Source organism: Alcanivorax sp. HI0083 (assembly GCF_001635175.1).
In genome coordinates this window covers 1-2,699 of sequence record NZ_LWFX01001157.1, presented here as the reverse complement: position 1 = coordinate 2,699, position 2,699 = coordinate 1, and the positions used below count along the sequence as shown (strand labels likewise).

Below are 2,699 nucleotides of genomic sequence, written 5' to 3'. Positions count from 1 at the left end.
GTAATTTACTGATGGGTGTATCCCTTGTCAATTGCCGGTCGCCGAAAATTCGAGCAGTTGATACATGAATTCCGGGGTGAACGACCAAAAAAGCGTCATTTGGTAGTGTGACGGGGGAAATTTGTTCGCCGACGCCTTCTGCCCAGGCATTGTGCCCCAGCACAAAGACGGGCACATCGGCGCCCAGCGCCAGGCCGATATCGGCCAGCTCCGGCAGTGTCAGGCCCAGCTCCCAGAGTTTGTTCAGACCCAGCAGGGCGGTGGCGGCGTCGGAGGAGCCGCCACCCACGCCGCCGCCCAGTGGCAGGCGTTTGGTCAGGGTGATCGCCGCCCCCTTGTTGCTGCCGGTGTGCGCCTGCAGTGCTCTGGCGGCCTGCAGAATCAGGTTGCTGTCATCCGTGGGGAGGGTGTCCTGGTTGTTTTCCGTGTGGCATTGCAGTGACAGGGCGTCTGCCGGGGAGAATGCCAGGGTGTCGCCATGGTCGAGCAGTGCGAACACGGTCTGCAGTTGATGGTAGCCATCATCGCGGCGGCCAGTGATGTGCAGGAACAGGTTGAGCTTGGCTGGGGCCGGCAATGTCAGGGTCACGGGGTGCTGCTGCCGGGCTGCCAGTCCTTGATCAGCAGGGTGAAACGGTTGCTGTGCTGCTGGGCCTTGATGCGGTAGGGCAGGGCGACGCCGGCGATGGGCGCGTAGCGATCGAAGGTGAGCGACCAGCCCAGTTGTTCCAGTGAGATCAGGCGCTGCTGATCATCGTATTCGGCATCCGCTGGCGCGCCGGGCCAGGGCAGGCCACGGGCCCAGTATTGCAGGGCGGACACGGGCAGCCAGAAGCCGGTGAGGTGCCAGGCCAGTTCCCCGGGGCTGCGGGCCTGGTAGGTTTCCTTGGCGGTGATCAGTTCGGCGCGGCCGCTATCCCAACGGAGGTCGGCGCTGCCAAAGCCCAGTGGCCCGGAAAAATGGATGTCGCCCCGCTGGGGTTGTTGGCGCCAGTCAAAGGTGGCACTGCCGCCGTCGTTGGCGGTGCGGTAGCCGAGCTTGCCGCTCATCTGCCATTGCTGGATCTGGCCGGGGTGTTCGAACTGGGCGGTTGTGGTGGGGCGTAGCTGGCAGGCGCTCAACGCCAGGGCCATCAGCGCCAGGCTAATAATGCGGGTAAGGCTCAGGGTCACAGGCGAGCTCCGAGTTTTTCCATGACTTCACGGATGTGGGGGGCGTCCGGGTCGCTTTCCAGGGTGTCGCGCCAGACCTGGCGGGCCTGGTTCTGGGCGCCCAGAACCCACAGGACTTCACCATAATGCGCGGCGACTTCCGGGTCGGGGAATTTTTCATAGGCCCGGCGCAGGTAGTCCCGGGCGGCTTCCGTCTCCCCGCGCTTGTAGAGCACCCAGCCCATGGAGTCGAGAATGGCCGGGTCGTCGGGGCGCAGTTCCAGTGCCCGGGAGACGTATTGATAGGCCTCGTCCAGGCGGTCGGTGCGGTTGCCAAGGGTGTACCCCAGGGCGTTGAGAGCGCTGGCATCGTCCGGGTCCAGGGTGATGATGCGCTTCAGGTCTTTTTCCAGCTGCGCCAGGTTGCCCACTTTTTCGGCCGTCATGGCGCGGCTGTAGAGTAGGTCGGTATTGTCGGGCTGGTCACGCAGGGCGTTATTGATCAGGGCGATGGCGCCTTGTGGATCGCCGTTGTTGCTGCGCATTTCTGCTTCGGTGATGGTGAGGCTGTCCTGCAGTTCCGGCTGTTGCTGGGCCAGGCTGTGCATCAGTGCGTGGGCCTGGCTGGTGTTGCCTTGCTGGTATAGCAGGCGCGCAGCCTGTACCCGCGCACGGATGGCCTGGGGGCCGCCGACTTTCAGGTAGTGATCGATGGCGCCGTCCATGTCCAGCTTCTGTTCGGCAGCCTGGGCCAGATAAAGATGAATATCGTCGGGGCGATAGTTCCGGGCGAGCAGGACGTTGAGTTGGGTCTCGGCGGCTTCACTGGCGCCGGCTTCCAGGGCAAGCAGGGCCAGCGAGAAGCGCAGGTCCAGATCCTGTGGATTTTGCTCCGCCATCACGGTGAGCTGCTCGCCAGCCTGTTCCAGCTGGCCGGTGGCCAGCAGCATGCGAACGTAGGCAATGCGGGGGCGGCGCGCTTGCGGGTATTTGCGGACCAGTTTTTTCAGGTGACGCAGGGCCTTTTTCGGTTCGCCGGTTTCGTAGAGCAGCTGCGCCTTGAGGAGCAGGGCATCTTCATGGCGCGGCATTAACTTGAGGGCGCGCTCGGTGGCGTCCAGGGCCGGTTCGGGCTGCTTCTCATGTTCAAGCCACAGGGCGCGGGCGTACCAGAGGGGCGCCTGATCCGGGTAGCGATCGGTGAGCTGGGCCAGGGCTTCGACCAGTTGCAGGTTGCCCTGTGCGTCCAGGCCGCGGGCCTGAGTCACCAGGCGACCCAAGGCTTCTTCGCCGTGGGCGCTGAGTAACCGGTCCAGATGCCGGCTGGCCGCTGCCGTGTTGCCCAGGCGGATTTCCGAGAGGATGGCGACTTGCAGGGCTTCTTCGCTGTCCGGCGTGGTTTCCAGCCAGAGTTCGCTCATGGCCAGAGCTTGCTGCGGATCTTCCAGATAGTGGGCCAGTTGGGCGGCCTGGCTGATGACGGCCGGGTCACGAGTGCTTTCTGCCGCCCGGCTGTAGTAGCCAAGGGTGACGCCCAGGGACTGGCG

Annotated in this window: 3 protein-coding genes; all 3 read right to left on the bottom strand. The window is 64.4% G+C overall.

All coding sequences use genetic code 11. From position 1 onward, the window contains the following. On the bottom strand, positions 1-589 hold a 589-nt coding region (gene ispE / locus A3754_RS16490; protein WP_063520575.1), incomplete at its 3' end, for a 4-(cytidine 5'-diphospho)-2-C-methyl-D-erythritol kinase. Next, complete coding sequence (gene lolB, locus A3754_RS16485) at positions 586-1,173, bottom strand: lipoprotein insertase outer membrane protein LolB (RefSeq protein ID WP_063520574.1); 588 nt, start codon at positions 1,171-1,173, stop codon at positions 586-588. The genes lolB and ispE, both read right to left, overlap by 4 nt. Further along, positions 1,170-2,699: tetratricopeptide repeat protein (locus A3754_RS16480; RefSeq protein ID WP_063520573.1), on the bottom strand; the 1,530-nt coding region annotated here is incomplete at its 5' end. The genes lolB and A3754_RS16480, both read right to left, overlap by 4 nt.